The sequence below is a fragment of the Paenibacillus xylaniclasticus genome, from assembly GCF_004001065.1.
Lineage (GTDB): Bacteria > Bacillota > Bacilli > Paenibacillales > Paenibacillaceae > Paenibacillus_T > Paenibacillus_T xylaniclasticus.
Genome location: NZ_BIML01000001.1, coordinates 220,183 through 247,096 on the forward strand (window position 1 = coordinate 220,183; position 26,914 = coordinate 247,096).

A 26,914-nucleotide genomic window follows, 5' to 3' on the forward strand; every position below is an offset into this window, starting at 1 on the left:
CTACTCAAACTTTGATTTATATTTATCGTGATTCAACTTTGCTTTATAATATATCTCATAATCATTTAAGTCTTCCCTTTTAAATTCTCTAATCGTTGTTTCTCTCACCTGATAATACGTACAGCGATAGCAATTATCCCATATGTTCAAATCGACTGTTTGTCCTTCTCTGCCTAATGCCCCAAATGGACATTGACAACCTACAGTTCCATCATCATATATAATATGAACTGGATGCTGGCACGTAGGGAATCTAGTTTGATATGCTTCAATCACTTGTGGAGAATAAACGCCATATTCTTCGCATTTTTCATGTGATAAATTTCCTAACTCATAATCGATGTAATCTTGTGGTTCCCAATGGGAATGACTGGCATATCTATTCCAAAATAACTCTCTCCCAGCAGGCTCTAAACTTTTAGCGAATTTAAAAATCTCGTCCTCGTATTTATATGGTGCGCTACCATACCACTCATCGTATTCTTCAATATCCTGATCGGCATCTTTTAATTCCCACCAACTAGGATTAGTTAATTTGTAACATTCATCGCAAAGATTAATCTGAGTTGACCAACTGTCAAATCCACTTCCATATCCTTTAGATGGTATGTATATTTGTTTAACATCCTTCTCTTGAAGACACTTAAAACAGGTGATTTCAGGATTAACAACGGCTATGTTGCTCATAGCATACCTCCTCTTAAAAATGCAAATTCAATACTTTATTTCTTCTTCAAAACCATTTTGTGAACTATAAATCAACTTAATGACTTTAGCTACTTTATTGCATCGAATGCAGTAATACTCTCTCTCATGTACACCGAGTTCAGGAACATTGTGTCTGTCTTGATGTACAAGGAAATGAAACCCTAACAAGCATTTTAATTTCTTATACAAGAATAATAGATATGATATCAATTATACCGTCACCCACCATCAAACTATCTTCGGCTGAATCACAACTCTATCATAATACGGAATATTCTCCAGTAATCTCGTCAACGCTTTAATTGCACCATCATATGTATTTTCCTTAATCTGTTCATTATTCAATATCTCTTGTTCCATAATCGCTCTGAATTGCGTATATAAGCGCTGCTTATCCTCCATCGATAGTCCTGTACGGAAAAATTCCGTCTTCGACCTGAACTCGATAGCGTCGAATGGAATATCAAGCGATATTAATTTCGTATCACTATATGTATATTGCTTCTCCATCCAGCCTTCGTTCGTCACTAATTCTGTTTTAGTCCGCAGCATCTTTATCACAGCAAAAATCTTTTAATCGATGTTCTTCCGTTGCGATATGGATAATTAAAATATATACCCTTATCCTTATTCTTTATTAAGAACTTAATAAATCTTTTTTGAAGAGTTGATAACTGTTCACCATACATTCTTTCAATAAATTCAATCTGCTTGTCAGGATTGCTCAGAGTGTCTGCAACCTCTTTATTAATATCCATCCTTCATCTCCTTCACAATAAATCCCGTATTTTATAAGTTTTCAATTAATCTTGTTGTCAATTCATTTTCAATCATGTAATCAGTTTCTATAGCCAGCACTTCTTCAATATCGGTTAATTCTAGATGTGGAAGTTTGGAATGAATATGCTGTGCCAATACATTCAAATTCAATTCCATTGCCTCTGCACCTCCCCTCCTCTTGAAATCTCCCTTTTAATGCCCCTATTTCTTAATACTTCTTATAACATCTTCTTTAGCCTTAATCATCACTTCGGAAGCACTCTTACATTTCAAATCGTTAGTCTTTAATTTATCAAGCCAGTAACGAGCGCTGCTTAACACTCGATCAGAAATTCCCATAAGCAACCAACGCCTCTTCTCTACTCTTTGTATCAAATAGGTTCTTCATATGTATTTCCAAGATTTTTGCGCTTGTGCTGCTTAAGCCGCAAGCTCTGGCAGCAAGGATCATGTAACCTAAAACTTCGTCTTCTGTATATAGCGTTTTGTTCCCACTTTCCACTAAGAGAAACCAAACCTCCTTAGACTTATCAAATCTTTTCATTTTATCTTCTATGTATAACCCCTCTGTGGAGGGGTGACTCTATGCCCAGTAATGAGCATCGTCATAATCAATTTCAAATTCATCTCCAATTCTACGGTTATTTACCTCATCCCACATTCGCACAGTCATAGTGCGCCCATTGTCAGATACTACGACAAAATGATCATGTTGAAGATCAATTTCTTCAGGGATCTCAACTCCCTCACGTTCCAATACTTTATACATAGTTGCGTTCGATCCAAAGTCACAAACATAATCAGTATAATCCTTCATAGCGCGTTCTGTAGCCATTCTGCATTCCTCCAAAAGTTTTTTGTTTTAATTGACTATATGTTCACACACGTAGTCCTATTTCTATTCGCCTCTTAAAATTTCTCCATTTTATCTAAAAGTAATGAATATGTTCTTGCCAATCCCACTCATCATTATCATTTTTACGAATAAGGCATGGAATTATGCAACAAAGTATGGCTTCATTATCAATATTTACATCGACATAAATCTCATGAGCCTTACAGCCTATTAAATTTTCAGACCATTTAAATACTCTAAAATATTCCGCTCCAGTATCAACAGTATTTTTAGTTCTTTTGAATATATGTTTGCCTGAAATCAACTCACCAAGTTTTCTTTCGGCTTTTGATTGTTCGTTTGCAAAAACTGATATCAATGTTTTCAGTTTATACACCTCTTTAAATCTTCATTTCACTGTATTTCTTTATTGTATTTTAGTTTTAAAATCAGCATAATCAACGCAAGCATTAGTGAGAGTGTGTTAGTCCAAAAGAACATATGAGCCGTATTACGCACAATCAAGTTTACTGCGTATACTTCCATAAACAATACTCCAACAAATACTAGTAACAGATAATTTAAGTTTAAATCCTTAACAGATTTTGTTTTAACAATTTGAACAATCTGGGGAATATATCCGAAAGATAAGATTAATCCTCCAAGTAACTGAAAAATATCAAATACCATTTAATCGTCTCCCAATTGGTGTCCCATCCTAAGACTACTTAGACTTCAACGACTATTTAACTTAATCGCGTACATAATATCCCCATACAATTGACTATTAGCACTCACACAATCGCTAGAAAAATTTCCATACTTTTTCTGGTTAAATAGGTGCTTGTATTCAATTAATAATTCAGGAATATTTTCTAATCCTTTCATGATTAGATATACTGGAGCAAGCAATACTAAATAAATAATTCCAAGCCAGTTTATAAACCTACGAAGAATAACTTCTCTATCATTATAGTAATACTCGTATTTCTCAAAAATTTTCTTCTTTCGGTTTTTAAATAATATGTTGTGTTGCTTGGTCGATAAATTAAATTTCTTATATCCTATACTCACAGGATCGAAATGTGTGCGTCCCACCAAAAGTCACCTACTTAAGATATATTCTTCCGTACAACTGCTTTTTAACATTGCTATAGCCGCCTCTTACATCTTCTTCATTAACTTCATTAGGAAACAATTGCTGCAATTGCTCCTCATCCATCAATTTGACTTTCAAAGTCTTATTCCCATTGCTGTCAAGCAACCGCGCTTCTTTAATTACAAATTTTTCTAGCACGTTCAACTTAAATTCCTCCTCTAATAAAATTCCTTTTCAACGTCCACCAAGCAATGACAAATCATATCCTGCGATGACAAACTCTTTGCAAAGCTTCCTATTACAGTCGTTTCCTAGATATGTATAGATTACATGCATTTGTTCTTCATCAAAGTCTGTGCCTAGTAGTTTGTTGAATCCTGCCCTCACAACCTTTTGCCATTTTGGAGACAAGCCTTTACAGCTTGGCCTTGATACCCAAGAAACAACTTTGCAATTGAAGTCCAAGTTACTTACTATGTCCTCTAACCTAAAATAGATATTGTTCTTTGGTTCGAGGATAAGCTCAAAATTCATATTAATAAATGCATTAGGGAAAGCGCCTCTGATACGATTGAGATTCTTCATTAGGTTAAACTCTTCAGTCAACTCCACTTAATCACCTCTTAAAATTCCAGTTTTAAGACCTGCGCTTAATCTCATTAATCATGTGATTCAATGTATCCCTAAGTGCTTCTGCTTCAGTTGTAGATAACGAAATGGAACTAGCGTCTCTTTTCTTTAAAAGTGACGAGGTGACATACATAAATATCTCTTCGCCACGAGAAATCTCCATACTGTATTCTGGAGTGTCACCATTCCAATAAACTTTTAATTGGTCTTCTCTTGAGTCGCTGCTGATAGTCAAAATACATCCTTCACTGTCCCATTTCTTTTCAATCAATTAAATCACCTCTTAAATGTCAAGTTTAATTGGGTATAATCTGCGGTGTATGATTTGGTGATATTCGCGTGAACGAGAGATTTCTCTGTTTCAGAATATTCATCACATCGTCCCAAGCTGGCGTATTCTCATGGATCATTCCTTGTTTGAAATATTCAATCATATCATCATCAGCAAAAGTTCCGTTCATAGGCGGTGAGAAACTCATCTCTACTACTCCCATCTAAAAATAAGATCTTTTAAATATTGATTGGACTTCAATTTAACCTTATTTGGGTATGTTTCATTTTCAATGTCTTCAATAAACTCATCCCATTTGCTACTGATAAAGTTGATGAACCCTTCGTTATTACCACGATTCTTAAACCGTTCAATGTATTCATCCTTTAAGGACTTATCAGGATAAACTAGTGTATATGCAATTTCGTTTTCTTTTAATGCCGCTCTCACTACGTCATGGCTTGAGACTAGAATAATATCAACTTTACCGATATTGTTTTTTATATGCTCCATATAGTTATTCGGAAAATCGGGATGTCTTGCCCCTTCACTCAACCAAGAAAACTGGCTAGAATCTGAATCAAGAACCTCAAATCCAAGATCCTGATTAAAGAAATAACTCTTACCGACAGCAGGAAACCCTGAAATTACTTTAGTGTTTTTCATTTTATATCTTCTCCCTTGTGGATGATAAATGACAAATTTTATTTCCCTACTTCCAATTGAACCATCTACGTTTCAGTTTCAATTTTATATCTCTACAACAATACTCATCGCAAGTGTAGACATCCATTCCTTCGTTGTAATAGTCACGACCAAGAATATCATCGACCAATTGCTTAAAGTGTTTGCGTAAATTGTCGTACTGTAACAATGAAATACGATCATCCGACTGGTAATCTCTTGTATTCCATACTGCGGTGGCTGCATATTCTCCGTTTTCAATTTGCGTTGTACATCCACATTTCCTGCATTTGATGCTTGTTCCAGTGGAACTACTCCATCGTTTAATAAAAGGCTCACAACCGCAGAACGGACATGGTTTCAACTTCATACAAGCCACCTTCAGTCTTTGAATTTTCTTATTACATCTTCATAAGTCACTCTATTATGTACTTTCAAATCATTACCCTGCTCTCCGCACTTCGAGCAGATCCAAGGCTGCTGAGGAGGATTAGACATTAGGTAGTAATCTGCATAAACCTTTTCGTGACTTCCATCGATACACTTATCAACCATCTTATGTCCTTTCCTTAGCCGCCTTGATACTCACAATAACACTCTTCACACATACCTTTATCCAATGCCCAAGTACCTTTTTCAACAGGCTTTTCTTCGCCACACTCGATGCACTCTATTACCTCGTAATCTTCATTCATTTATTACTTCACCTCTCCTAGTTTTCTTCCGCACACAGGACAAAAATTTATTTTCACTCCGTACAGAGAATGTGGAACACTCCCACCAATCACACTATCCTCTAAGTAATTGCAGTTATTAATAAATACACTATAATCACTCGTCTGACTTTTCATTAATGGCTTTCTGTCGTCTAAAGGTCTTCCATTGCAGTCTTCACACGTTTCTTCTTCCTTGAGTTTTAATTCGCTATCGTCAAACTCAGTATAAGGATAATCTCCGCTAATACAGTCGCTAATACAAGAATACCAAGCGTTAAGCGTACTGTTGAAATAATCTTCGATGCTTTCATAGCCATCGTTTAACTCTCCTCGTTCCCAAGTAACGTCCTGCTGCCAATCTAATTCAATTTTTACAATGCCACCACAGTCATCCTGTGCAAATACAGAGTCAACTTTTCTTGTTAACTTCATTTGTGCCCACCATACTCAGTTGAACTTTTAGGCTCTTTAAAGATCACGATATATTCTCCATTTAACTCCAATTCCCATAAGTAGACCGAGAATGCTCTTTACATCAACTTCGGCAGCACCTGTAATAACTCGGATGTTGATGCTATTTTTAAATTTTCATACAGTCTTCTGAAATGAGGATCACGCATTTGAATCATTAATTCAGCCATATTTTACACCTCTTCATACGTTCGTATTTTCTAAATAAGCACGAACACAGTCTATTTTTCTATTTGACACACACAATATATAGTATTATCATGGTACTGTAATCAAATTCCAGTAGAAAGCGAGGTGAGTAAATGTCCATCGATGTTTCTAGTGAAAGTACGCATGACCTGATTAACAAAATGATGTCGTCGGAATCTTTCAGGCAAGCAGTCGATCTTGAGCAGAAAGTAAGAAAAATGTTTCCGATTGAGAATATTCTGAGAAGACAACAGCAGTTCGAGCAAATGATGAGCAAGGTACAATCACCTGAGTATTTGGTAGCAACTCAGATGGACAGAGAAATCAGGTTTTAATATATCGCCCAGACTTGCAGTCTTAGAGGTCTGGGCTTTTTAATTTGTGATGAAAGATGAGTTTTATTATTCCTTTTCGATAATCTTAGCTTCTTTATGATTAAAGTCCAATTCAACTTTTGACGCGCCGTACAGCATGACAGCTATATCAGAAGCATCATACTGACAGTTCACTTCTTGTAGAAATGTACCGTCACTATTGTATAATTTCCATTCCATATTTATTCACCTAAATAGGGTATGCAACTTTCAGGGTGAAATCAGTGAGAAAACCCACTAGAAATCACCTCGCTCTAAAACCTCTGAAAGTGTGGTTAAATCCACTCCAAGAGATACAAACTTGTTTTCAACCTCGTCATAATAGCGATTGAATTCTTCCTCGCTTTCGAAACTGAAACTCTTGAATTCCATATCGTGGTCATACTTTGGCTTCTTAATCGTCGCTTCCGTACCGTATAATACCTTTGCTCTTAACACGTCGAATGAATACCCCTTTCCTTCCTTTTCTACGGATTTAATTATGTTGTTCATACTTTCCGTGAATGCATTGGTGAATGGATGCTCGAAATAATTGAAAATCTCTTCTTTGTGGTTGTTGAATGTACGTCTGATTGCTTTGAATTCCTTAAACTCCTTGGGTATTTCACTTTCCCATTTGGCAAAGCGTTCAAGGGCTTCTTGCTTGTTTTTTGACTGGTTATAAACGTCCCTAACGCCTTCTTTAAGCCAATACGCTTGTTTTAGTAATGGGAAACGCTCAAATATTTCATTTCGTTTTAGAGCCTCGTTCCAAGAAAGGTTTTCCTTATTGGAGTGGAGAAGCCACCTGTCTTTTGTCAGGAGTTTGCGCTCCTCTTTGGTCAGACCTTTCTTTATCGTCACTCGAATGTCTCTAAGCGCCTCTTGTGCGTACTTAACAACGTGAAACTTATCGATAACGATGAAACATTTCGGAATAAGTTCTTGAATGGCATACTTATAGCCAGCAGCCATATCGATTGTTGCAACTTCAATCTTCTCGTAACCCCGCATTGACTGGATAACTTCTTTAACGGTTTTCTTGGTATTGTCTTTCGAAATCTCTAATAGTTTGAAGTTCTCTGTATCTGTGAATACGCCACGCATCACTTTGTTTAAATGGGCTTCGTCAATGCCTAGAACCCTTGGTGCTTGAATGTATTTGTCATCATCCTTCTCAACAACAAACTCTTCGAAGTAACGTTTAACGCTTGTATGAGAGAGTCCATATTCGTCTGCAACGTTCGTGAATGGTCTTTTAAGTGAAAGCAGTTGGATATGCTCTTTGAATCTCTTGGTGACTTTATCGTTGCGTTCAACGCTATTGAGCCACTCGTAGAACGTCCCACCGCAAGCAGGGCATTTGTAGCGTCTGTGACGTATGACAATGCGTACAGCCTTACCGTGCATTGCTATATCGCTTACGGTGCGTTCTTTGACTTGGTGCGGTCTAAAAGCCATATCTGGGGCATCTTCGTCGCTTCTGTTAATCCAACCGCAACTCGTACACATATATGGTGGTTCTTTACACTCAACCGTAAAGCGATAAAAGTGTTCGTTTTGCTCTTGTTGGATAACGTTGAATTCTGGAATGTTTAACATAGTAGCCTCCACCTTGAAAGTTCATTTAATAGTTTTATTATAACAACTATTATGTGTTGAATGAACTTTCAGGGTGAAGATTATACTGTATTTCTTACAGAATGCTTTTCAACAACCATTTAATACTTTTTTCTACTTTTGCCTTGACTTCAGTTTGGCTCATATTAATGTTCAATTCTTCTAAATCCTGACTTTTGGTTATACAAGAATTCGTGCCGTGATACAGAGTAAATCTTCCCTCACCTTTATTTTTAAGCGATAACCCAAAATCTGCCATACAGTAGTCAATATTCAGATTAACTTTTTGAGCATCATATTCAACAAACTTAAAGTATTCTTTTATTTCAAGTAAATAATCGTCAAAACAAGAAGAAACCATCCGTGTAAAGTGATTTATTTTTTCTCTTTCAATGCTTTTTTCATTTAGGATTTCCTTTATAAGACTCATATATATTTAACCTGCCTTCGTATATTTTTCTAAATATGTATGACATAATTCCAATAATTCTTTTCTGTGCCTTCGGTTGTCTGGCAACAGCCACATATATCTATTTTTTGCTTCTCTCTCAACTTGACTCCATCCCATTTGAGCAGCTGCATCTGGCTTGATATTAACCCCATCCTGTCTCGGATGCCTTAACCTACCGTCTTGGTCAATGTAAAATCTCGCCCTTCCAGTAGATCCTAGTCTATAGGCATTTGTAGCTTTATAAATTGTTCCCTCATGTCCTTCTGTGCTATCAGCAAATGATAGTACAGCCCAAATCTCAGGTTTTACTTTTTTAAGTTCTCTGAAGCAACGAGCAATAAACCAACTTTCCGTATTTTTAGGGGTAATATCAAGTATATGTAACCTATGCAATTCAGTGACGTGATTCTTATGCTCTTCTCCAAACACACTCGCTCTCACTGCTTCACTGCAAGGAGTTGCAAACATCATACTTCCAATTAATTGTTCTCCGTCGAATAAACCAAAACAAGGAGATGCGCCATTGTGACAACCGTGAGAATAGTGATGCTCTTTGATGTAGTCTCTAGATACGGAAAACTTAACTTGTTTCACTTGATAATCTATCAATCACTCACTTCTTTCGTATTTTTTATTATTTTTACTCTTTACCTGATTTCACCTTGATGTTTCAAGAAACTACTTGCTTATCAATTTGCATATTTGGTAATTCGTCACCCTGATAGTTCAATATCCCCTAAATAGCACATACAGTGCAACCTTCTTTATTCTCACCATCGACATCATGTAGCCTTTTAATATCCCATGAATCAATTAGTTTTCGAATATCTCTGTTTTCGACTAATTCAATCATCTCGTCTAACGTATATGTATACTGGCCGCGTTCTCCATTTGTAATAGTCTGGTAATCCTAATCCTGATTCCTCTAGAATCCTGTAGATATGGTCAATTACTAAACCATCTTCTCGAAACGGAAAAACGACAGTAATGTTAGAATTTTTACTTCTTGACGAGTACCCTTCCCTTGTAGGTTCATCCGCACGAATACCTATATAACTAATGCAATGATCATCACCAATCCATTCCTCCATCGTAACAATCTTCAGCACTCGTGTACACCATCTTGCGTTAGGTGATGGAAGGTATCCCTTAAAATATTTCAGGTAATCATCAAATGGAGTTGAGTTATCTTCACCGTCGACCACTTTGTACTTTTTATCGGAGTTCGGATCGGCCTTAATCCGAAGAATTGGCTTACCTAAATATTTCTCCATCTTATCTAAGTAATCGTACACTTCAGGTAACTCAGATCCAGTATCCGTAAAATAAAACTCTAATTTGCCAAAGATTTCTGGACGAGTATTCTTTAAATGTATCGCCAATGCCGAAGAGTCCTTACCTCCACTTATACCACATATGTGTCTTGGGTTCTCTTTTGTACCCCTGTTCAAGCAATCACCTCTCCTGTTTTTCATCCGTTGAAAGTACACTTTCATTATATATTTTGGGTATTCGGATTATTTGGTTGGAATGGGCGTTTTAATTTCCAGTTCATAATGCGAATTTTCGTCGTACTACGCATCAAACAACTTGGCTGTGTTTTTGAATATCTGCTCCAAATCATCTGAATATTTGAATCGTTTTTTTGTTAAACTCAATCGACTTCCTAATGTCTCCGTCAGCATGTCTCATTGTTGCCGCTTTCCAGTCACAGAACATTTCCATTATGTCCAATAGGTTCATTTGTGTAATATCTGGCTCCTCTTGAAACTGTGAATATCCACATACAGCACATTTGTTAGGCATAGCGCCCTTGTATTCAGCAAAACAACCGTTGCATACGAACTTTTTATAGTGTTCTGGGTGGTGTGAGTTATGTTCATAGTGATGCGTCAATGCTTCGCCCATGCCTTTCAAGAAAGACTTATATTCTTCCGAACCGTATGTACTATTCTTTAACTTCGGTGTGTATTCGGTGAATATCTCAACCTCTGGAGATTCTAATTTCGACTTGTCATGCACTAAAGCACGTTGGATTAACTGATTAACAACAACCATCATAAACTCGCGAACCTGACTGATATGCTCCTTGGTGTCTCTAATGCAGTCCTCTTTTGAGTACTCCATTCCTTCACTCTCCTTCGCAATATGGGTAACCAATTTATTGAAATAATGGATTTCGATAAAGTATCATTCCACCAAATAATCCGAAGAGACTAAAAAAATTAGTATTTGATTGCCTTAGTACTCATCGCGCCCAATCCAGAATGATTCGCTCAATACCTCAACCTGATACTCATCTTCGTATTCTTCACGGATTTTCTGTTTTTTCTTTTTATGCAGTTTCGTAGCGAGATGCTGCTTCTTATCTTGTTCGGGAACATTGCGCCGTTTATTTTCTTTTAGCAACTTTCTCTTCTCCTTTTATACACCAAAATAATTCGCAATCTCATTCCAATTTTTAAAACGCTCAAATCGATGCTCGTTCTGATTATGCTCTGCATCAAACAATAATCCTTTTCCTCTGAAAGTTAGCAGGTTTTCAGGCTTGTCATCGATAAGGTAGTCTCCATAGCAAATACTCTTATCTATAGCATATACAATTTTATCCTTGTTGATAAATGGAAAATGTTTTTTCAACCATTTCGCCTTTGCAGGGATGATTGACGCCTCTCCTGCCGCCGTCGCTATAAAAACCTCATAGTCTTTTACTAGTTTTTCTAACACCTCTTGTGAACCTTCAATGACTGGGAGAGATTCAAATAATTCGGGCGTGAGTAGTTTATATATCTTTTCTTGCGCTTCCGGCTTCGTGATAACATGCCAATCCCACATAGTGATATCTGAAACTTTCAAGTGGTCATTATATGTATTATTATAACTTTCTAGCCAAGGATCGGTAAGATTGGCGATCACATTATCCATATCCACAAAAATTCGCTGCTTAATTTTCCGACATCTCCTTCTGCAGTATGTCTCGCACGCATTCAATCGTTTCATCAATGCGGCCTCGTTCATTAATTACAACATGGTCGTAATAAATCATATTATTAATTTCGTCATCATATGTTTTGAGACGCTTAATAATACTTTCTTCGCTATCGCCGCGGTCGCGCATATTTAATTCGACCTCATCTTTTTCTGCATATACATATATAGAGATACATTTTTCATGAACCTTTTTTAGTTGACGCATTCCGTGAATATCTACCACAACAAATGCATCGCCTTTTGATAACTTATTTTCATATTCTTTTCTAGTAAGACCATATTGATTTCCCGCATATTCAGTAAATTCAATTAGACCATTATTTTTAAGCAAATAGCTAAACTCGTCTTTAGTGATGAAAATATAATCTACACCATTCACTTCACCAACACGAGGTTCGCGAGTAGTGAAGCTAATGAGTTCATTATCCATAACAGAGCGCATAATAGTAGTTTTTCCGCTACCACTGACTCCTGAGACAAGGAATAGTTTATTGGTTATCATACCGTGTTAATGCCTCTCTCCTTATCAAGTTCAATTAACGTTAAAATACAATACCCAGCTAGATCCTTAATTGTATCATAGACTGATTCGTTTGCTACTTGTTGACTTGCGCCACCGATTAAATTCTCAAGCCTAAGCCACTTATCTTCCATTCTAATGAAGGCCGAGAGAATTCCATGTTTAGAGTAACGCTTTGCAAATGCGTCTCCATAGTCACTATTTTTACATATCAGCGTCGACTTCATCTCTTCAATTTTCTCAACGATCCATTGTTCCTGCGTCTTAATCTTCTTTCACCTCGTCTTCTGGATAAATAACCAACACTTTAAGATTACGTCTTCCAAACGCTAAAGCATCGTCTAAATCCTCCATGTAAATGTCAAGCTTTCCTTCTTTTATTGCTCCTCCGCGATCTTCACAGACAAAGGTATTATCAAAATAAGGTATGTAAAGTTCAGTTCCAAATGGCATAGTCTTTGGGCAAGCCGCCGTGCGGTTTTCTTCTACCTTCTTTCCACTTGCAGTAATACCAAACAGAGGATCTTTAGGTGTTTTACTTGTGGATTCTTCGTATGCCGTGTATGCAGTTACTTCAAATATCTCATATTTATCTTCTTTATATGATTCAACTATTACCTCTTGCTCGTTCTTAGGCTGAGTCTTCATCTCTATCTCGGTCTTATATCTCATTAATTTGTCGATTGGGTTTGCTGCTCTCTCCTTCGCTTCTTCAAAGTACAAAAAGAAGTGCGAAGCGATTAAGGATAAAGCAATCAGCGTCTTAATCATCTAACCTCCTGAGTGTTCATTTTTCAAGAAAGCCTTAGCTACTCGCGGATTAATGCTTTTACTAAGGCTTCGAAGACTAACTCTTATATGTTTATAATTGTATTTATTTTACCCTAAACTCATAACATACTCATAAGCACATTGAATTTTGCTATATCCGTGTTCTCTGTAATAAGTTGAGACAACTATTATGGGCTACCTCAATTATCTATCTTTAACTTTGACAGCATGACCCTTAGATGCAACAATTGTAACATCCTCAGGGTTCAATGATTCTTCTTCTAGAAGCCTATAAACTCCCGCTTTAAATTTTGCAGATTCTTCATCTTTTGCCACTACTTTTTTATCAAGAGTGATAGAGCCGCCTTGATCAACAACCGTTACTTCGTAAAGATAATACGCCATAGCGCTAACCTCCGAATTATTTAGTTTGTCTTTGTACTCAGTCCAATACCCACTTAAACTAGAAGCAACTGCGCTGCCCGATACAGGAATGCCTCTCATTGAAATTTCCACCTTTATCACCTTTTGAAATAAATTTTTTATTACAATGTGAGAATTTGTTTATATAACTCTTTAATTTCATCAAAATCAAACTCAGTAGTATCGGCTATTGTTCCTCCATCGAGAACTGCGTTGATGACTTCACGTACCTTTTTAGAGCCAATCGATTTGTCTTTAGATTTCTCTTGGCACAGCACAGTCAGTAGAGATTTAAACTCCTCAAACTCTAAATCAGGAACTTCGAGCATATTGTTTTTAGATCCGTTCTTCTCTTCTTCTGCTGGCGCTGCTTCCGCCTTCTTAATACTTGGGGGGGCATTAGTCACTCTTACATCCTCGCCAGTCTCAAGCCATCTCATAAGTTGCCTACCAGTCTCAGGCGAGATTTTAAAGTATTGTTGGTCAAAGATTGTTGTACGGTCTTTGCTACCATATGCATTATGCTCTGCATCAATATCGAAGAATGCAGTAAACTCATACTCCATACCGTCACGCTGGATTGGCGCAAGACCGACTTTGCGAACGCTTGATTTGCCATTACTATCCTTCTCGATTACATACTCCGTTTTACTACGCATCGTCACAATAATATGTATATCTGTTTGAAGCATCGTATCAACAAATTGATTATGTAATGGTGTTACATCTCGCCATGCCGTATAACTGTTTCCTGTACGTTTAGCAACATTCCCTTGTTGCTCAAGCAAACCACCCTGTCCTGCCCAAGCATGTGAGGCCGAATCAAGGATACATACTTCGATACCTTCACTATGGCACGTCTTAATTCCTTCAATGTACTTCTTAGGAGTAAATGGAGGTGTAACTGGAATTGTGAAATATTCGCCAATCTTGAGTCCATCAATTGTTAATCCGACATATAACTCTCCGCTACCATTCTCTGTATCAATGATGGCAATTTTTGACCATCGTTCATCTTCTGTGGCATCAGGATATTTTTCAAGCATCAGACCGTAAGCAATTAGCAATGATCCTAGCGTCTTTCCTCCACCTGACGGAGCTGCTAAACCAAGTTTAAGTTTTGCTTTTCTGCGCGATGCGCGTCTTAATTGGGAAATAATAATCACTCCATTTTTTTATTTTTTATATTGGATACTATTAAAACGGCAAATCTTCCGAATCATCCTCAAAAAGTTCCTCAGATTCAAATGGGTTCGTTTGATATTCAAAATCTCTCTCTGTATAGTAATCTCGCTTAAGGGTGCTGCCATCACCTTTAGTAATCTCTAGCTCTTTAATATAATCTTTGATAACGTAATTGTCTTGACCTTCAGGAGCAAATCCACCAAAATCATCTCCAGTTTCTTCTTCTCGACCGAGAACTACGCCAAAATTAATATTGCCACTTACTCGAATTGTGGAGCCAAACGTTAGTTTTTGAAAACTTTGAATAAGCTTTTGTAAAGATGAGTATTTTTCTTTATCTCCCTCATATTTCTTGGAATCGATTGCGAATTTGTATGGGACATGTCGCAGTTCATTATCTTTCTTATAGATAATATATGTATTAATAAATGTCTTGCCTGTATCATTATCCTCGTTTTCACAATCAACAAATACAATCTCTTGATCAAAAGAGGCTTCTTTAATGAAGTTATCAGCATCGAGATTAATTAGATCGTTAGTGACGTAAATTTGTTGAATTTTAAATATCTCTGGAGCCTTGCCGTTATATTCTGTGATTTCGATTCGACCGCGAATAAATACTGACTCGCCATCTTTTAAGTATTTTTTAATATATTCCACGGCATCGTATGGAACAAGTGTCTTATTCTCTTTTTTCTTTTTGCCATCTTCATCTCGTTCAAGACCAACCTTAATGGTATTCTGAATTTCATAATCATCTGTCCGCTCTTTATAGCGATCTGTCCATTTTACTTTTAGTGTCTTGCTGAAGTCACGTTTCCCTTCACTTGGGTCGCGATACACAAATTGAACTTCTTTTGATTTTGACCCCAATAACTCAACATGCACAAAGTCAGTCTTACTGGTCTTAATACTGAATTGAACTTTCTTCCAAGGGTTGCCGCCATCTTTTTGACCTTCAGTAAATGCCCCTTCTCGTGACACGCCTGTCACAATACCCTTTAATACGAAGTTACCGTATGTCGCCTTTTTAACATTTCCCATTAAATTAATCAATCTCCCTTTGCATTTTTAGTTTTTAAATCAACAATCGGTAAAGCAATCTATATAATCACTCAACTTGCGAGTGTTGATTTATTGGTCGGAGGTGTGAGGATCGAACTCACCTTTAACGCTGTATAAGAACGTCGCCATCCACCAGATCGCTTACCTCCGAGAAAACATCATAACTAGCATTTCAAATATTCGAAATTTAGTAAATTCTCTTCGTCATTGTTTGTTCGACATCTCATCGAATGAAGATTTATTTGTTGTTCAAAATAGAAATTGCCGACTGAGGTCACTTTGTATCTTCGTCCCATGACGTTTCACTTTCCATCAAGTAACAGTCGAAATACTCGCCATCAATTTCTAGTTCAGGAGTAGCCCATGTTGATGCTAGATATGTATAGCTATTATAATTAGGCTTGCCGTCTTTGAAAATAATTCCGCCTGTCCATTCCCAGTCACCGCTTAAACCAGCAGATACCGAATTCGCGTTCCTTTCTTTGATTAGTCTTGCAGCCTTATCCCAATCGAAAACCATCATCTCTCTACCTCTATTCGCTTCGCCCAACATAAATGCGCCCCAAGTGTTCATCTTCTTTTACCCTTCCCATCTCCCTTGAAATGTATATATTTCATTCTATTCTATGCTTCTCCCTTTCTTGTACAATCATTTCAGATAGTGGAGTTGTGCCCTTTAATTTTTCATCAAGCATACATCTCTTACTTCTTCCATAGTCATTACAGGGACATTTAGTTCTAAATCATATTTAACTTTTTGTTCTTCTTTTCTCTTTCTAAGATATCGCAGAACCCCATTCAGAGTTATTACCTCCCGATGGCTTATTAAAACACACTATCCACATCAATCCAAAACTCTTCTCCATTATCCAAAACTTTCACTCGCAGCGCATCTTCTTTTACTTGTAGCACCTTTGCAGTTCTACCGACATTGTATTGATTATCAGACCTTTCAATTTCTACAAAGTCGCCTACTTCATATAGTGACTGCAGGCGTTTTCGAACTTCGGGAATCTCATTCGTTTGATTGACGAAGTTTTCAAAATCTTCTCCTACGTTAGTCAAATTACTCACCTCCTTATTTTATTTTAATAGTCAATGGCAGGGTGGCATATCCTGCATCTCTGATAATTTATCTCACAACTTGATCCTTTTTCAAAGACTTACATTTATAGATAATGTCTCGATAAACGTGCGAGTAACCTTTCTCCCCTCATCGACTACAACCGCAGAGCCTTCACCTCATATTCTCTGCATTAGATAGCCCAACGAACAACCGCTATCCTTTCCATAACCAACACTGTTGCCAACACTCCAGCCACGCGGTATCAGATCACGTCAACAAAGAATTACGTGCTAACCGTTAATCGTGGATTTTATCGACCTTTGGAGTTTGAAACCTTAACTTTGAACTTAAAGATCTTTGAGTCTTAAACTTTAACCTATGAGAGTTGAACTTTGAACTTTTATTATCTTTTATAGGTAATTATCTACATTGTAAGAAATTTAGATAATAATCCATTGTTTAATCTTCAAAGGTTGAGCGGTATAACCGAACCACTCATGCGGTCTTTGGTTCGTCTGATTTCGGAGTATTGGCAGTGAACTATTATTTAAATTGAATCTGGTATTTCAATTTGCGTTATTGCATTAATGGTACTTAGTTCATAGTCTACATTCGTAAGGAATTCTTCAATCTCACAACTTAGTTTATCAATTTCATTTTTTAATTTTAATGGATCAATTAGCTTTGGTTCATTCTGTTCAAGAAATGGCTTAGAAGTCGCATCGTACTGATCTGCAGTCGGTTTTTTATCACTGCCAAATGTCGTTTTAATAAGTTCATCGAGACGACCTTTTACCTTCTCCTCTTCCTGTTCGTATTTCCGTATGGCTGCCGCATACTCATTGGTCAGTTTGTGTAACAATAACTGTTCATACTCAATAGATGATTTTCTTTCGATAGCTTCAGCGACCGTCATTTCCTTGCCGCCAACAGTAACAATTGTTTCTGCGTTTGATTTTACAATTGCTGCTTTTATATTGTTTCTACGCTTGATTAAATCATTTACAGATTGATAGTTGGACTTAACTTTGCTTTCATACTCAGTATTATCTTTGTAACCAACAATTGCTTTCTTACCAGTCACCAATCCAATATATGATGTTTCTTGGATTGCTTTTCTGATACGACTATCTAATGTCTTAAGTTCTGCGAGACCGCGAGTAATTGAGATTTTCAACGAACATCTCTCCTTAAATTTGAATTTTGATTTTTAACCTAACTCATATGTATTGACCACCTTCTGCATAATCAATAATAGCATTTTCCAGTTTTTGAAGTCAATACATATGAGTCTGTTTTTAATATTTTATTTTTTAAATCGATTAGCGCTCAATAATCCTTGCCAATCAAACGGTATCCGAGCTGCTAGATCAACTTAATTCCCTCCTCTTTCGGCCATTGAAATACTCGATTTATTACCTACGGAACGTCCAAACTGGATAATATGACGAGTAGATCGTCATATTATCCAAGGAGTCGTTGAGCTGCCATACGATATTCTTGAATATGGTTGCTGTTTAGATCAATGACGCTGTTCAAACTTGATCCTCTCAAATTATCATTAATCTCTAAAAATTTAACCTGTTTGGCAAGTTCATTTTGTCCCAATCTGTCAATATAATCCTCATAGGCTTCATTTTCTCGTTTTGTTAAATGATCTATAGCAGAAATGATATCGTCGCTAAATCCGTCAAACTTTAGATCATTTAATGTATATGAAGTGTTCTCAACGATGTCATGCAAAACTGCAACAATACGTTGATCTTCTGAAATTGTTGCCTTATGCATTAATCGCAGGGGATGTAAAATATATGGTCTACCACTTTTATCAGTTTGACCTTCATGCATCAATACTGCTATTTTAATCGCCTTTTCTAGTGTTGCCATATGTACTATGCCCCTTTTATAGTTGATTGTTTCCACTTGCGATAACCATAAGCAGTTGCCTCTAGATTGTCCAAATCTCCATCAAAAAAGTTGCCTATATATTCTCTCAGGTCGTTTGTAGTTTCAACGCAACTTTGAAAAATTCGATATACCTCATTATCCTCGTCAAGTTCGCAAATAACTTTTAACCACTTAAAGAAACTACCCACATCATCCTCCCATGTCTCCCAAAGTTGATCTTCTAGATAAGAACCCATTCAACCCCTCCGCTCTGCGACGACTATTTAGTATTTCACTTATAAGAAAATTATCCTACAAACAATGGTAGAATTGTAGGATAATTTTCTTCTAGAAAAAATTAGACTTGCAATGTGGACTATTTTATGCATATACATCAGATTTATGTCTTATTTTGTCGAATTCCGATAAAACACCGCAAATCACGCAATCATTCCCTTAAAGGCTTGACAACTGAAATTTCTTTCTTTTTTCTTGGATAATACTCTCCTTTTGCACTATTCAAATCTCTTAAGTCATACTTTGCTTTCGATACGATATTTTTGATTGCCATTCCTGTTACTACTTTAGAAGTTCCATTTGAAAAATAAACTTCATTCTTAAAAGAATCATAGCTAATTACTAAATCCATATTAACTAAATAACCATGCTGAAGGCACTTGAACTGAGGATAATTGGATTCAATATAAGCCCAAGCGTTATCACTCGGATCTTTTAGTTTAATAACTTTTCCATTGACAAGTTGTAATTCGCCTAATTGTCTTTTAGGTTTATAAAAGAACATTACATCAGACAGTATTTGCTCCTTAAATTCATTAATTCCAAAAGGAATAATTAAATATTCATCTTTCATTTCGTCTATAACTAATTTAAAGACATTCCCTACCGCTTTTTTGTCTCCAGACAATACTAAGTTCCTTAGAAATTGTTTTAAATTTTCTAACTGCACTCCAATACCGCCCTTTCTATACATACTTATATATCATAGAAGAACGCATCTTAAAATACTTAGATGCGTTCTTCCTGATTGATAAGTACGTATTATTTTTCTAAATCACAAAAAATCCAGAACTTAAGTGGTGTAATTTCTGGCAGTAATGTTACTACTGCTAAAAGCGCTGCGGCTGCGTTAGAAAATTTAAGTATCTTCTTCATTGATAATCACCTCCTATTTAAAATATATAAATCAACACAAATTATGAGAACTCTTTCTGGTCGCGCTTGTATGATAAAAAAAGCATCACTAGTAAAGAGACGAAGATTGAAATTGTAAACCCAATTAAAACAGATGATGATACATTGTACTCAAGTGAATAATAAACAAAAGTTAAGAATATCAATAAAAGAACCGACACAGTTATAAACTTCTTATATCCATGTCCTCTGAACATAAAACCGAATCCGCCTCTTGTCAACTTAACGTAAATAGCAACCGTTAATCCAATCGATGCATTCAGAGATTGTATCAAATATGTTTTAAGACCAAATGATTGATTAATTATTTCATTTACAGTAATAACATTATAATGACTGAATAATGAAGAACTTAATAGTGATACGAATCCGTAAGTCAATGATCCAGCTATTACAACAACTAAGGAATATGATACTTTCTTTTGATATATAATCCAAAAGCAAATAACAAAAATAAAAATGATAATAATAAAGGAAGGGACAATACTAAAAACGCCGTTAACTAATAAAAAATATGACAAAAGAGATGTTATTTCTGTAGTGATTATCGTTTCTTTAATATAGTATTTAATTTCCAAGTTAAATATTGAAAATATGAGCAATATGCATACCAAGTATTCCATAGAACTGAAGAACATATAGCCAGCAAAATTGCTCAACCTTTCCTCCATTTCCCCCGACCGCCTTCATATTTAATCCAATCAAATGAGAGTATGAATAATGATGTTATAAGAATTTTTAATTCTAACGAATAAGCTACTAGAATTAGAAATACGATGAATATTTTTCTTAAATAATCATTTTTCTTAGTATGTTTATTGAATGGGGTAAATAATAATGAAATAAACAGTGTCCACAAAAACGCAAATAACCAAAATTTATCCATATATGGACTTATTATTGGGGTTCCAATAATAACCGATGTTGTTACTAGATAACATAAATCTGGCTTAAAATGATGCCCTCCATTTAAAAGACGAATAAATACTAAACAAATTGATGAAAAAATCAAATCAGTCTTTTCGATCCAGTAAGAGGAGATAACTATCGATATAATTATCATTATGTACAAAAAAGTAATTTTTAGACCTTTTTCTAGTTCTATTATACTTGTTGAACCTTGATCAAATCTAGTCCTATTTTCGTCGTCAAGATTGTCATATATCCACTTAACAATTCTTTTACTTAATCGACTTATCAATATAACCCACACCTCATTTCCTATATTTAATATATCATGGTCTTAAAAGGAAAGTCAACAAAATATAAGTACTATTTCTTATACTTTATTTTTTATTTTATCTTCATGATTAGCAGTATCTCTTATTGTTCTGGAGCAAAACAAAAAACCTAGACACAGTATGTCTAGGTTAAACTGTATACCTGTTTTATTGTTTCAACATTCAAGAAGTCGTTCTTCAATCGATATACTCCACTATCCTTATCTTCGCCAAATTGAATAGCAATCTCGATAACATCAACATCAGTCAACTCGCCATTTAACAGATAGCGATCTTTAGCCATTGCCAACATACCAGATCGTGCAATATTGAGAGTTGCAGCGAAATTCGGTTCACCGATCTCATCTGCTATTTTCTTTAATCGACGATGTACCACGTTCTTATCAGCTTCGCTGTGCTCGCTCTTTACTCTAGTCTTAGCTAGTCTGACCACAAATTCATTGTCTACTAACTGAGCCATTGGTGACTTGATATTAGAACTTGTGTTACCGTTCATTTTTTCGTATTCTGACTCTCTGATTGCTTGCTCACACAATTTGATACATTTATCAGATACAATAATCGTCCTCTTGTTCCCTTCATCATCAATCAAATGCAATTGATTATTAAAAGCATCTACCGCATTTTTTGTAAGAAGAGTGATCTCACTGTTCGCAATACCTCTAACACCATTTCGTAAAAGCTCAATAATTACAGCATCAGAGGCATTGTGTCTACTATCAATAATTTCATCCAACTCTTTGTCAGTCCAAAATGATTTAACTTGCCTATTAACGAACTGTCTCTTCCATTCGGTTGAAACCATGTCTAGCGGATTGATGTCTTTTAAGTGTCCTTCGTCAATACACCAATCGATATACTTGCCTATCAAAGTAACGTTACTGTTGCTACTTGCCTCTGTCTTAGGTTTGTACATAAAAAACAAGCGACGAAGTTCCTCAAGATTGAAATCATAAAGGTCTTTTCCAAGCTCGCTTTCTATTAACCGAGATACTTTAAACATCCTCTGAAATATTTTTTGTGTACCTTCCTTATGGATCTCCAAAAAATCCCTCTTCAAATCTTCGTTGTGATATTTATCCTCGTAAATTACATTTGACATTTATCTTCCCCCTCACCAGAAGAGATGCATTGTTTTCTACAACAATGCATCGACTTTCTCCTCAAAGAATTTACGAATGCTGCGCTTCACTCGATTTGAATTCACTTTTCCTTGGCCCGCCATGAGAGTATTGAATTCCGAACCTTCAGTTTTTGACAGATCAATTGCATTGATGATTCTTACGATCTCATCAACCGGAAAATCTTTACCATACTTATCGTAAAGTTTTTTAGCTACAACCACAAACCCAACAAACATATTATGATGGTTAATCCAAGACACTTTTGCAACCTCGGATTTATTTGTGGTCAATTCGCTTTCGAATGAAGGAATCAAATACCCGAAGAATTTTTTTAAGGCCTCGGTAAAATCATACCTATCTTTAGTGTTTTTTGGCTCAAAAATTGACTCAATTGACTCAGATAGAATCGCAAAGTTGGTAAAGTAGAGAATCTTTTTATCCAATGTCGTCTTAATTGAAACTCGGTTTCTAAGCTCAGGAATATTCATCAAATCTTTTGTGATTTGCGCTCCAATAGTTTCGCTCATATAATTTTTTATCAGCGTTTTATCGAATCGGTTAACCGTGTTAACTTGGCCAAGCAAAAATTGCGCTTCTTGAAGAGGAAAGTGTTTTATAGCCACGTTTATAAAGCCATCAAAATTAGGGTTGTCTTCTAACACCTTGATCATCGCTGTGACACGATGAGCGCCATCGATCAGATTGAGCGTCGTCCCTTCTCCTATCGTTAAATCGCCGTTCGAATATTCAACATCGTCGTTACCATCAACCAAAATATTAAACAAAAGCGTATCTGCCTTGTATTTCCCCTCTGTCATTAAACGAGCGATGTTTTTTACGCTCTTTTGGTTTATGTCAATTTTCTCTAAGAACGTTCCATCTTTTTTAGCCTTCTTCTTAGACAATCTCTGTGTGTCAAAATTGTATGTCAATATCTTTGACAGCCATAACTTCACAACTTCTTGATAGCTCATAATCGTGACGTAATCTCTTCCAGATGGAGCTGCAATAACACCTTCAAAGGTGTACGGTAGCGTTAATTGCTCGACTACTTCTCTTTTATACCTCTCCGCATTTTTGATTTCTCTGGATGAGTAAAAATTTGAAGGGTTGGTGTCTTCATTTTTCGTAACAGTATAAAACACAGTTACAAACACAGCCTTTTCCTCTTCTGAAAGGGATTCAAATTTTGCAGGATTAACAAGTAATTCATCGAATACTCCTCTAGGAATCCTGTGATTGGCATTAAGAAGATCATCAATCTCTCTTTGCTGCTCCTTATTTTTGTTCACCTCAACAAGGACGCTAAAAACTGTTTCAAGAAAATCCTTCTCTTGAATGGCCTCACTCATCGTAACAACTCCTTTGTCAACTTACCGCCTAAATATCGATTTGCTATTTATCATTATACACGAGTTTTTTAAAATTTAAAACAAACAATAATAAAAAAGACATATGCAAGGGAACACACTTGACGCATGCCTCTTACGTATATCTTTTTGCCATAATAAAATCCACTTTCACAATCTACTCACACGTTTCTAATTCTCTCCTAAATAGCATAATTTTTACACCAAATAGCATTCTCTCCATAGATCTTGTCTCTACTTAGGATATATCTATCGCCCTTTAAGCCAGAATACTTCCATCTGTCTCGACCTAGATAATTTAAAACCTGTAAAAATTCGAATCCGTCTCATTCTTTAAGTAGACGTACAGAATTGACTTGCTCAAGAACCCAAATGCATTTGTTTCCTCAAACGTATCAAGTTTCATTTGCTCCAAAAATCGTTCCTATTGATATCTTAAAACCATGGTGTTTCATGGAATTTTATATAAATTACTCATGATATTCACAACTTCGCCCATGCGCTTTTGTGCCCACTCCTCGACCTGCATCTTAACAATGACACTCATTCTATTATCAGCCCGCTCACTTGTCACTACCTCTTAAAATAGTATTTTTATCACTTTTTAATTAAGCCCTCGTCAAGTAGTATCTGCTGAACTTTACTTTCAAAATCATTTTGCACTACTCCGTCGATCACAGAACTATGAACAATCTCATGAACAATCCTTCTAACCTCTTTATTAAAGTCTCTTTTCGAAACAGTTATTTCAAAATAATCATCATCTAGTACACTTGGCATGTCAAGTTCTACCGTAAACTCGATTTTTATCTTCATTTTTCACCATTCTTTCATTCCCTCGATACACCTATCTGAAATGGATTATTATTCGGATTTACCGTAAACATTTTGATATTGCACTTCTTCAATCTTGATAATCCCACTTGCTTCAGCTAAAGGAGCGTTAAAAGGTAACTTATTTAAATAATCCAGAGTTGTAATCGAAGATTTATATTTACACCCAATCATAGATCCGTCTAAATTAAACCGAACATACCTGTCACCGCATTTTATCACATATAACTTCTCCATTTATTACCCCCATCAAACTGACATTTTATTGGATTTTAGTCTTATCCACACGCTGACCACAATCATTGCAAATGTAAAATTCTATATTAAGACCACTTACCTCAACCTCATTTTTCCTATATCCGTTTTCATGAGTGCAACTTTGCCTTAATTCGTGCCAAATAGCCCTAATTTTCTTACCGATTGATTTTCTTTGTTGTTTTAAATTTTCTGATTCTTGATGGGTTACTTTCTTTGCACACTGATAACATAAATTATCGTCATTGAATATAAAATTTGAATTGGTTTGTTTCCCACATGTGGCACATATTTTCAAATATTCACAGCCTCCTCCCCATAAAATTGACCTTTATTCAGATTTGACCACTGTAAATTTATTACCAAAATCCTTAACCAAAATAAATCCTTCCCATGAATCTACTCCAATCATACAATCCTTAATAATAACTTCACTTTCACAAGGAAATCCTTCGCTGTCAATCCATTCTACTTTACTACCTATACAAATTTTTTCACCATTTCGATCTTTATATCCTGTGAATATTAAATTTGATAACTCTGTTTTTTTTCTCAAAATCTTTTCAACAATTTGAGCATAGTCCTTCATCAGTATCGTTTGCAAAAAAATTTTCATTACAATCACTACAGATTAATTTTTTGTATCCTTCCAATTCAATTTCTCCTTCCCAATAAAAGTGAACTTTCGTTTGGTTACTTAATACCGACGATCTTCCCTTTGACAACTCTGATTCCTTTGTCTTTTAGTTCATGTTTATCTGTGAGATCAATTGGACTACTACCCATGTATTCAAAGTAATATTGCTTTGCACAGTCTGGACTGCAAAATATTTCAGTTACAAATTGGCTGTACTCCAATTCCATCTTATCAGTTAATTCAACTTCACAAGTTTTACAGGTCAATACTTCATTCATCATTCTTTCCCCAATCTGTATGAAAGTCAGTTTTCATAATAAATCAATCTTCGTAGTCAGCCCACTCGTCCATATCTACCTGCTCATTACATTTAGCACAATAGATAATATCCTCATAGAAACCATCAATATGATCTGGTTCGATGTCGTAAGTCTTTTTGTGTCTTGAACCATTCTTTAGATCGATCCTTTGCTTCGCTTTAACAAAAATTTCAGTGTAGAAAAATCTTGTTTCTCCGCAACTCGTACAAGTATATCTCATTCCCATTCGATACTCCTCTTAAAATTCAGGATTTATTATCCATATCTTTAAATTCATTTAGCTCACGGTTGAGATTTTCCTAAAATACATCAGTTCTATTACTCTTTAGAGCTTGGGTTTTTACATCTTCGTTATGTGCACTAAATCCAAGAACTACTAGAGGTGTAAAGATTGCAATTGGTAGAATAGCCCAGAATGCGAAAAGCAAATAAAAGATATATACTGCTGCTCCCCATCCAAGGATCACCGTAATTCCGAAAGTGGCAATCCCAATCTTATCTAGTTTACTCATTCACTCACCCCTGTTTTGAAACAACTCTTTTATGTGCCTATAGCAGCTTATTTAATCTGTCAATAAGCCTTCTAATGTCTTCCTCATTGTAAATCGCAAACTTGTCATCGTCATCAAACATTCCATCTCTTCTTCCACAATTAAGATCCATTCGAAATTCATAACTGCTGTCCTTCTCCGCTTTAGCGAAAATCTCATCAAACTCATTTTCGTCTTCATCAATATCACCGACTACATCTTGATATATCCAGTCGTTAGTTAATGATTCAAGTTTACTATGTAGTCCTCTGATCGTACCAAGTGATTCGTATCTTGAATACAAAATTCCACTCGGTAACTTTAGAAACTCTGCTCTATTCACAATCCTCACAATCCATCCTCCTTTAGATGGTAAATCTAGTATTTCAATACCTCGCTTCTGTCTACTATCAAATAATTTTACCCCTTACTTTCATTAAATTTTTAAAATAACTATTTAGATATTGACTTTGAGGGCTTCCTACTTGACTTATATTTTTTTCGACTCACAACTGTAACAACAAATGCAAGAGATCGTTCCTTAAATTTTAATACAACATAATCTCCGTTGTTCATTCTCCACGAAATACGACCATCTGAATGCGGTAATAAACTAAGTTCTCTTTTTAATTTATCGACATTTACATTTTGTTGCTTACACCGCTTAAGAGCGTGA

Annotated in this window: 45 protein-coding genes and 1 tRNA gene; 1 reads left to right on the forward strand and 45 read right to left on the reverse strand. The window is 35.8% G+C overall.

Features of this window, described 5'->3' with window-relative positions; translation table 11 throughout:
- From PXY01_RS01090 to PXY01_RS22515, 15 genes are all read right to left on the reverse strand, one after another.
- Window positions 1-687, reverse strand: coding sequence for a hypothetical protein (locus tag PXY01_RS01090; protein WP_127566397.1), 687 nt, complete (start codon window positions 685-687; stop codon window positions 1-3).
- A 249-nt stretch (window positions 688-936) separates the two neighbouring features.
- Window positions 937-1,260 (reverse strand): DUF4230 domain-containing protein, encoded by a 324-nt coding sequence (locus PXY01_RS01095; protein WP_127566399.1) that lies wholly within the window; start codon window positions 1,258-1,260, stop codon window positions 937-939.
- A gap of 5 nt (window positions 1,261-1,265) precedes the next feature.
- Window positions 1,266-1,466: a hypothetical protein gene (locus tag PXY01_RS01100; protein WP_127566401.1), complete on the reverse strand. Its 201-nt coding sequence runs from the start codon at window positions 1,464-1,466 to the stop codon at window positions 1,266-1,268.
- Between the two features lie 31 nt (window positions 1,467-1,497).
- On the reverse strand, window positions 1,498-1,644 hold the full coding sequence (locus tag PXY01_RS22185; protein WP_164744260.1) for a hypothetical protein: 147 nt from the start codon (window positions 1,642-1,644) through the stop codon (window positions 1,498-1,500).
- Between the two features lie 427 nt (window positions 1,645-2,071).
- The gene (locus PXY01_RS01105; RefSeq protein WP_127566403.1) at window positions 2,072-2,323 is read right to left on the reverse strand and encodes a hypothetical protein; all 252 of its coding nucleotides are present in this window, start codon (window positions 2,321-2,323) and stop codon (window positions 2,072-2,074) included.
- A 94-nt stretch (window positions 2,324-2,417) separates the two neighbouring features.
- Window positions 2,418-2,720, reverse strand: coding sequence for a hypothetical protein (locus PXY01_RS01110; protein ID WP_127566406.1), 303 nt, complete (start codon window positions 2,718-2,720; stop codon window positions 2,418-2,420).
- Between the two features lie 17 nt (window positions 2,721-2,737).
- Entirely contained in the window at window positions 2,738-3,013 is a 276-nt protein-coding gene (locus PXY01_RS01115; protein ID WP_127566408.1) for a PQ-loop domain-containing transporter, read from the reverse strand.
- Between the two features lie 45 nt (window positions 3,014-3,058).
- Window positions 3,059-3,421, reverse strand: coding sequence for a hypothetical protein (locus PXY01_RS01120; protein ID WP_127566410.1), 363 nt, complete (start codon window positions 3,419-3,421; stop codon window positions 3,059-3,061).
- Between the two features lie 10 nt (window positions 3,422-3,431).
- A complete protein-coding gene (locus PXY01_RS01125; protein WP_127566411.1) occupies window positions 3,432-3,626 on the reverse strand; it encodes a hypothetical protein in 195 nt (64 codons plus the stop codon).
- Window positions 3,627-3,656: 30 nt separating this feature from the next.
- Window positions 3,657-4,034, reverse strand: coding sequence for a hypothetical protein (locus tag PXY01_RS01130; RefSeq protein ID WP_246027753.1), 378 nt, complete (start codon window positions 4,032-4,034; stop codon window positions 3,657-3,659).
- A 25-nt stretch (window positions 4,035-4,059) separates the two neighbouring features.
- Window positions 4,060-4,323, reverse strand: a complete 264-nt coding sequence (locus PXY01_RS01135) for a hypothetical protein (protein WP_127566413.1) — start codon at window positions 4,321-4,323, stop codon at window positions 4,060-4,062.
- 213 nt (window positions 4,324-4,536) lie between these two features.
- A complete protein-coding gene (locus tag PXY01_RS01140; RefSeq protein ID WP_127566415.1) occupies window positions 4,537-4,989 on the reverse strand; it encodes a hypothetical protein in 453 nt (150 codons plus the stop codon).
- 46 nt (window positions 4,990-5,035) lie between these two features.
- Complete coding sequence (locus PXY01_RS23220) at window positions 5,036-5,377, reverse strand: Lar family restriction alleviation protein (protein ID WP_127566417.1); 342 nt, start codon at window positions 5,375-5,377, stop codon at window positions 5,036-5,038.
- A 199-nt stretch (window positions 5,378-5,576) separates the two neighbouring features.
- Window positions 5,577-5,702 (reverse strand): hypothetical protein, encoded by a 126-nt coding sequence (locus PXY01_RS23005; protein ID WP_262385108.1) that lies wholly within the window; start codon window positions 5,700-5,702, stop codon window positions 5,577-5,579.
- Window positions 5,703-5,705: 3 nt separating this feature from the next.
- The gene (locus PXY01_RS22515; RefSeq protein ID WP_174721789.1) at window positions 5,706-6,155 is read right to left on the reverse strand and encodes a hypothetical protein; all 450 of its coding nucleotides are present in this window, start codon (window positions 6,153-6,155) and stop codon (window positions 5,706-5,708) included.
- A gap of 341 nt (window positions 6,156-6,496) precedes the next feature.
- Between PXY01_RS22515 and PXY01_RS01155 the strand changes: the two genes are divergently transcribed.
- Complete coding sequence (locus tag PXY01_RS01155) at window positions 6,497-6,718, forward strand: hypothetical protein (protein ID WP_127566419.1); 222 nt, start codon at window positions 6,497-6,499, stop codon at window positions 6,716-6,718.
- A 66-nt stretch (window positions 6,719-6,784) separates the two neighbouring features.
- Here PXY01_RS01155 and PXY01_RS22190 read toward each other — a convergent pair whose 3' ends face one another.
- The 30 genes from PXY01_RS22190 to PXY01_RS01290 all read right to left on the reverse strand — a co-directional run bounded on the left by PXY01_RS22190 (window position 6,785) and on the right by PXY01_RS01290 (window position 26,590).
- Window positions 6,785-6,937 carry a hypothetical protein gene (locus tag PXY01_RS22190; RefSeq protein ID WP_164744261.1) on the reverse strand — a complete coding sequence of 51 codons (153 nt, stop codon included), beginning with the start codon at window positions 6,935-6,937 and terminating at the stop codon, window positions 6,785-6,787.
- 57 nt (window positions 6,938-6,994) lie between these two features.
- On the reverse strand, window positions 6,995-8,338 hold the full coding sequence (locus tag PXY01_RS01160; protein WP_127566421.1) for an ISL3 family transposase: 1,344 nt from the start codon (window positions 8,336-8,338) through the stop codon (window positions 6,995-6,997).
- A 94-nt stretch (window positions 8,339-8,432) separates the two neighbouring features.
- Window positions 8,433-8,786: a hypothetical protein gene (locus tag PXY01_RS01165; RefSeq protein ID WP_127566423.1), complete on the reverse strand. Its 354-nt coding sequence runs from the start codon at window positions 8,784-8,786 to the stop codon at window positions 8,433-8,435.
- Between the two features lie 6 nt (window positions 8,787-8,792).
- Window positions 8,793-9,416, reverse strand: coding sequence for a Mom family adenine methylcarbamoylation protein (locus tag PXY01_RS01170; RefSeq protein ID WP_127566425.1), 624 nt, complete (start codon window positions 9,414-9,416; stop codon window positions 8,793-8,795).
- A gap of 236 nt (window positions 9,417-9,652) precedes the next feature.
- A complete protein-coding gene (locus PXY01_RS01175) occupies window positions 9,653-10,258 on the reverse strand; it encodes a phosphoadenosine phosphosulfate reductase family protein (RefSeq protein WP_164744262.1) in 606 nt (201 codons plus the stop codon).
- 169 nt (window positions 10,259-10,427) lie between these two features.
- Window positions 10,428-10,934: a DUF5662 family protein gene (locus PXY01_RS01180; RefSeq protein ID WP_218028196.1), complete on the reverse strand. Its 507-nt coding sequence runs from the start codon at window positions 10,932-10,934 to the stop codon at window positions 10,428-10,430.
- A gap of 114 nt (window positions 10,935-11,048) precedes the next feature.
- Window positions 11,049-11,216, reverse strand: coding sequence for a hypothetical protein (locus PXY01_RS22195; RefSeq protein WP_164744263.1), 168 nt, complete (start codon window positions 11,214-11,216; stop codon window positions 11,049-11,051).
- A gap of 15 nt (window positions 11,217-11,231) precedes the next feature.
- Window positions 11,232-11,732, reverse strand: coding sequence for a 5' nucleotidase, NT5C type (locus PXY01_RS01185; protein WP_246027764.1), 501 nt, complete (start codon window positions 11,730-11,732; stop codon window positions 11,232-11,234).
- 19 nt (window positions 11,733-11,751) lie between these two features.
- Window positions 11,752-12,300, reverse strand: a complete 549-nt coding sequence (locus PXY01_RS01190; RefSeq protein ID WP_127566431.1) for a guanylate kinase — start codon at window positions 12,298-12,300, stop codon at window positions 11,752-11,754.
- Window positions 12,297-12,545: a nucleotide modification associated domain-containing protein gene (locus PXY01_RS23225; RefSeq protein WP_127566433.1), complete on the reverse strand. Its 249-nt coding sequence runs from the start codon at window positions 12,543-12,545 to the stop codon at window positions 12,297-12,299. Before PXY01_RS23225 ends, PXY01_RS01190 begins: the two co-directional genes overlap by 4 nt.
- 37 nt (window positions 12,546-12,582) lie before the next feature.
- A complete protein-coding gene (locus PXY01_RS01200) occupies window positions 12,583-13,089 on the reverse strand; it encodes a 3D domain-containing protein (protein ID WP_246027754.1) in 507 nt (168 codons plus the stop codon).
- A 204-nt stretch (window positions 13,090-13,293) separates the two neighbouring features.
- A complete protein-coding gene (locus PXY01_RS01205) occupies window positions 13,294-13,593 on the reverse strand; it encodes a hypothetical protein (RefSeq protein ID WP_127566435.1) in 300 nt (99 codons plus the stop codon).
- A gap of 41 nt (window positions 13,594-13,634) precedes the next feature.
- Window positions 13,635-14,678 (reverse strand): AAA family ATPase, encoded by a 1,044-nt coding sequence (locus PXY01_RS01210; protein ID WP_127566437.1) that lies wholly within the window; start codon window positions 14,676-14,678, stop codon window positions 13,635-13,637.
- 31 nt (window positions 14,679-14,709) lie between these two features.
- A complete protein-coding gene (locus PXY01_RS01215; protein WP_127566438.1) occupies window positions 14,710-15,741 on the reverse strand; it encodes a YorF family protein in 1,032 nt (343 codons plus the stop codon).
- Between the two features lie 94 nt (window positions 15,742-15,835).
- A tRNA-Ile gene (locus PXY01_RS22200) sits at window positions 15,836-15,912 on the reverse strand.
- 124 nt (window positions 15,913-16,036) lie between these two features.
- A complete protein-coding gene (locus PXY01_RS01220) occupies window positions 16,037-16,336 on the reverse strand; it encodes a hypothetical protein (RefSeq protein ID WP_127566440.1) in 300 nt (99 codons plus the stop codon).
- A 251-nt stretch (window positions 16,337-16,587) separates the two neighbouring features.
- On the reverse strand, window positions 16,588-16,827 hold the full coding sequence (locus tag PXY01_RS01225) for a hypothetical protein (protein ID WP_127566442.1): 240 nt from the start codon (window positions 16,825-16,827) through the stop codon (window positions 16,588-16,590).
- Window positions 16,828-17,375: 548 nt separating this feature from the next.
- Window positions 17,376-18,005 carry a hypothetical protein gene (locus PXY01_RS01230; RefSeq protein ID WP_127566444.1) on the reverse strand — a complete coding sequence of 210 codons (630 nt, stop codon included), beginning with the start codon at window positions 18,003-18,005 and terminating at the stop codon, window positions 17,376-17,378.
- 287 nt (window positions 18,006-18,292) lie between these two features.
- Window positions 18,293-18,715: a GTP pyrophosphokinase gene (locus PXY01_RS01235; protein WP_246027755.1), complete on the reverse strand. Its 423-nt coding sequence runs from the start codon at window positions 18,713-18,715 to the stop codon at window positions 18,293-18,295.
- Window positions 18,716-18,720: 5 nt separating this feature from the next.
- Window positions 18,721-18,972 carry a hypothetical protein gene (locus PXY01_RS01240; RefSeq protein WP_127566446.1) on the reverse strand — a complete coding sequence of 84 codons (252 nt, stop codon included), beginning with the start codon at window positions 18,970-18,972 and terminating at the stop codon, window positions 18,721-18,723.
- Between the two features lie 191 nt (window positions 18,973-19,163).
- The gene (locus PXY01_RS01245; protein WP_127566448.1) at window positions 19,164-19,682 is read right to left on the reverse strand and encodes a hypothetical protein; all 519 of its coding nucleotides are present in this window, start codon (window positions 19,680-19,682) and stop codon (window positions 19,164-19,166) included.
- A 900-nt stretch (window positions 19,683-20,582) separates the two neighbouring features.
- Window positions 20,583-21,140, reverse strand: coding sequence for an accessory gene regulator B family protein (locus tag PXY01_RS23230; RefSeq protein WP_373864263.1), 558 nt, complete (start codon window positions 21,138-21,140; stop codon window positions 20,583-20,585).
- A gap of 152 nt (window positions 21,141-21,292) precedes the next feature.
- The gene (locus tag PXY01_RS01255) at window positions 21,293-22,270 is read right to left on the reverse strand and encodes a phage lytic cycle repressor MrpR family protein (RefSeq protein ID WP_127566450.1); all 978 of its coding nucleotides are present in this window, start codon (window positions 22,268-22,270) and stop codon (window positions 21,293-21,295) included.
- A 36-nt stretch (window positions 22,271-22,306) separates the two neighbouring features.
- On the reverse strand, window positions 22,307-23,644 hold the full coding sequence (locus PXY01_RS01260) for a DNA sulfur modification protein DndB (protein WP_127566452.1): 1,338 nt from the start codon (window positions 23,642-23,644) through the stop codon (window positions 22,307-22,309).
- 615 nt (window positions 23,645-24,259) lie between these two features.
- Entirely contained in the window at window positions 24,260-24,478 is a 219-nt protein-coding gene (locus PXY01_RS01265; protein ID WP_127566454.1) for a hypothetical protein, read from the reverse strand.
- Between the two features lie 48 nt (window positions 24,479-24,526).
- A complete protein-coding gene (locus PXY01_RS01270) occupies window positions 24,527-24,733 on the reverse strand; it encodes a hypothetical protein (protein WP_127566456.1) in 207 nt (68 codons plus the stop codon).
- Between the two features lie 25 nt (window positions 24,734-24,758).
- Window positions 24,759-25,049, reverse strand: coding sequence for a hypothetical protein (locus PXY01_RS01275; protein ID WP_127566458.1), 291 nt, complete (start codon window positions 25,047-25,049; stop codon window positions 24,759-24,761).
- Window positions 25,050-25,082: 33 nt separating this feature from the next.
- Window positions 25,083-25,367: a hypothetical protein gene (locus PXY01_RS01280; RefSeq protein WP_127566460.1), complete on the reverse strand. Its 285-nt coding sequence runs from the start codon at window positions 25,365-25,367 to the stop codon at window positions 25,083-25,085.
- A 640-nt stretch (window positions 25,368-26,007) separates the two neighbouring features.
- Entirely contained in the window at window positions 26,008-26,220 is a 213-nt protein-coding gene (locus PXY01_RS01285; RefSeq protein ID WP_127566462.1) for a hypothetical protein, read from the reverse strand.
- Between the two features lie 37 nt (window positions 26,221-26,257).
- Window positions 26,258-26,590, reverse strand: a complete 333-nt coding sequence (locus PXY01_RS01290) for a hypothetical protein (RefSeq protein ID WP_127566464.1) — start codon at window positions 26,588-26,590, stop codon at window positions 26,258-26,260.
- Window positions 26,591-26,914: the final 324 nt, after the last annotated feature.